Source organism: Variovorax sp. 20P10.2.4, assembly GCF_058244205.1.
Window position 1 is genome coordinate 1 of record NZ_JBZAYE010000939.1, and the last position, 2,108, is coordinate 2,108.

Consider the following 2,108-nt stretch of genomic DNA (forward strand, 5'->3'; position numbering starts at 1 on the left):
GGCGTGGTCGGGCGCGAGAACGGCATGGTGATCGCGGGCACTATCGACGACAGCGACGCGGGCATCGCGCTCGGCGAACGGGCCGCGGTCGCCGCCGCCATCGCGCTGCTGCGCGCCGCGCGCGCCGAGCTCGGCGGCCTCGACCGCGTGCAGAAGATCGTCGCGCTCACCGGCTACCTGCAGACCGGGCCCGGTTTCACGCAGCATGTGCGGGTGATGAATGCCGCGAGCGAACTGCTGCGCCAGGTGTTTCCCGACCAGCCGCTGCCCGCGCGCACCACGGTCGGCGTGGCCTCGCTGCCGGGTGGGGGCGCGGTCGAGATCTCGCTGGTGCTGCAGGAGCGCGCCGCGACCTGATCTTCCCCTATCCGTTCACGCTGAGCCTGTCGAAGCGCCGCGCGAGGCTTCGACAAGCTCAGCCCGAACGGTCCTTGAGCCTCAGGCCCCCAGCCAGCGCACCACCAGCGGCACCAGCAAGGCCGTCGCGATGCCGTTGAGCCCCATCGCGAGCGCCGAGAACGCGCCCGCGGTCTCGTTGACCTGGATCGCGCGCGCGGTGCCGATGCCGTGCGCCGTGATGCCGACCGCGAAGCCGCGCACCGCGGGCTCCTTGATGCGCAGCAGGTTCAACAGGCCCGTGGCCATGATCGCGCCCGCGATGCCGGTGATGGCGGCCGCGACCGCCGACAGCGACGGCAGGCCGCCGATCTTTTCCGACACGCCCATCGCGATCGGCATGGTGGCCGACTTCGGCGCCAGCGACATCAGCAGCTCGTGCGACCCGCCGAGCGCCCACGCGATGCCCACGGCCGACACGATGGCCGCCACCGAGCCCGCGAGCAGCGCCACGCCGATCGGCAGCCACAGCCGGCGCAGCCGCGCCACCTGGCTGTAGAGCGGCACTGCCAGCGCCACCGTGGCCGGCCCGATCAGGAAGTGCACGAACTTCGCGCCCTCGAAGTAGGTGTCGTAGGGCGTGCGCGTCGCCAGCAGCACGGTGACGATCACGATCACCGACACCAGCACCGGATTGACCACCGGGTTGGCGCCGCTGCGCCGGTGCAGCCACAGCGCGCCCAGGTAGGCCAGCAGCGTGAGCGCGAGCCACAGCAGCGGCGACTGGGCCAGGAAGACCCAGATCTCGGACAGCTTCGCGGGCGCGCTCACTGGGCGTCCTTGCCGGTGATGCGGATCATCCAGCGCAAGGTGAGCGCGGTCACCGTCATCGTGAAGGCCGCGCCCAGGATGCCCGCGGCCAGGAACGGCAGCCATTCGCGGCCCACGCGCTCGAAGTGCAGCATCACGCCCGTCACGGCCGGGATGAACAGCAGCATCAGGTTGCGCAGCAGATGGCCCGAGGTCTCGCCCAGGCTCTCGGGGACGCCACCGCGCCACAGCAGGCCCGCGAACAGGAACAGCATGCCGAGCAGCGGACCGGGCACCGGCAGGCTCAGCCACTGCACCAGCAGTTCGCCGGCGAGCTGGCAGAGAAAGAGTGTGGTGATGGCGTAGAGCATGGCAAGGTCCTCGTGGTCGTTCTTGTCGGCTAGTTTGCACCCGCCAGGCGCTGCCATGCGGCGTGCAGCGCGGCCTGGCTCGCGGGCGGCAGCACGCCCATGCGCACCTGGCCCGGCAGGCCGAAGGACGCGCAGTCGCGCAGCTTGATGCCCTCGGCGCGCAAGCCGGCCAGCAGGCCCGCGAAGTCGGTCGCCATCGGTTGCGCGAGGTGGTAGTTCGCCACGCTGGGCGTGGTCTGCCAGCCCATGCGCGCGCACAGCGCGAGCTGCGCAGCCTTCCATTCGCGCAAGGTGGCCAGGCTGTCGCGCACCCAGGCCTGCACCGCGGGCTCGGCCCAGGCCGACAGCATCGCCACGCCATGCGCGCCCACGGGCCACGATGAACCCAGGCGCAGCAGCGCGCCCACCGCCTCCTGACCATCCGTCGGCGCGATCGCATAGGCCGCGCGCACGCCCGTCATGCCCAGCGCCTTGTTGGGCGACCACATCTGCCAGAGCCGGTCGAGCCGCGCGGGCGCCAGCGCCTGCTCGCCTTCGAGCCGCAACGGTTCGTAGGCGCGGTCGAGCGCGCAGGACACATCCTCGGGCAGC

4 protein-coding genes are annotated in these 2,108 nt (G+C 71.8%); 1 reads left to right on the plus strand and 3 read right to left on the minus strand.

What is annotated here, in order from left to right; all coding sequences use genetic code 11:
• On the plus strand, positions 1–357 hold a 357-nt coding region (locus AC27VN_RS39665), incomplete at its 5' end, for a RidA family protein (RefSeq protein WP_490880241.1).
• 81 nt (positions 358–438) lie between these two features.
• Here AC27VN_RS39665 and AC27VN_RS39670 read toward each other — a convergent pair.
• From AC27VN_RS39670 to AC27VN_RS39680, 3 genes are all read right to left on the minus strand, one after another.
• A complete protein-coding gene (locus AC27VN_RS39670; protein ID WP_395352161.1) occupies positions 439–1,167 on the minus strand; it encodes an LrgB family protein in 729 nt (242 codons plus the stop codon).
• On the minus strand, positions 1,164–1,517 hold the full coding sequence (locus AC27VN_RS39675) for a CidA/LrgA family protein (RefSeq protein WP_057591611.1): 354 nt from the start codon (positions 1,515–1,517) through the stop codon (positions 1,164–1,166). The genes AC27VN_RS39670 and AC27VN_RS39675 overlap by 4 nt, the downstream gene beginning before the upstream one ends.
• A 29-nt stretch (positions 1,518–1,546) precedes the next feature.
• A partial coding sequence (locus AC27VN_RS39680; RefSeq protein ID WP_490880242.1) for an aminotransferase class I/II-fold pyridoxal phosphate-dependent enzyme occupies positions 1,547–2,108 on the minus strand: 562 nt, incomplete at its 5' end.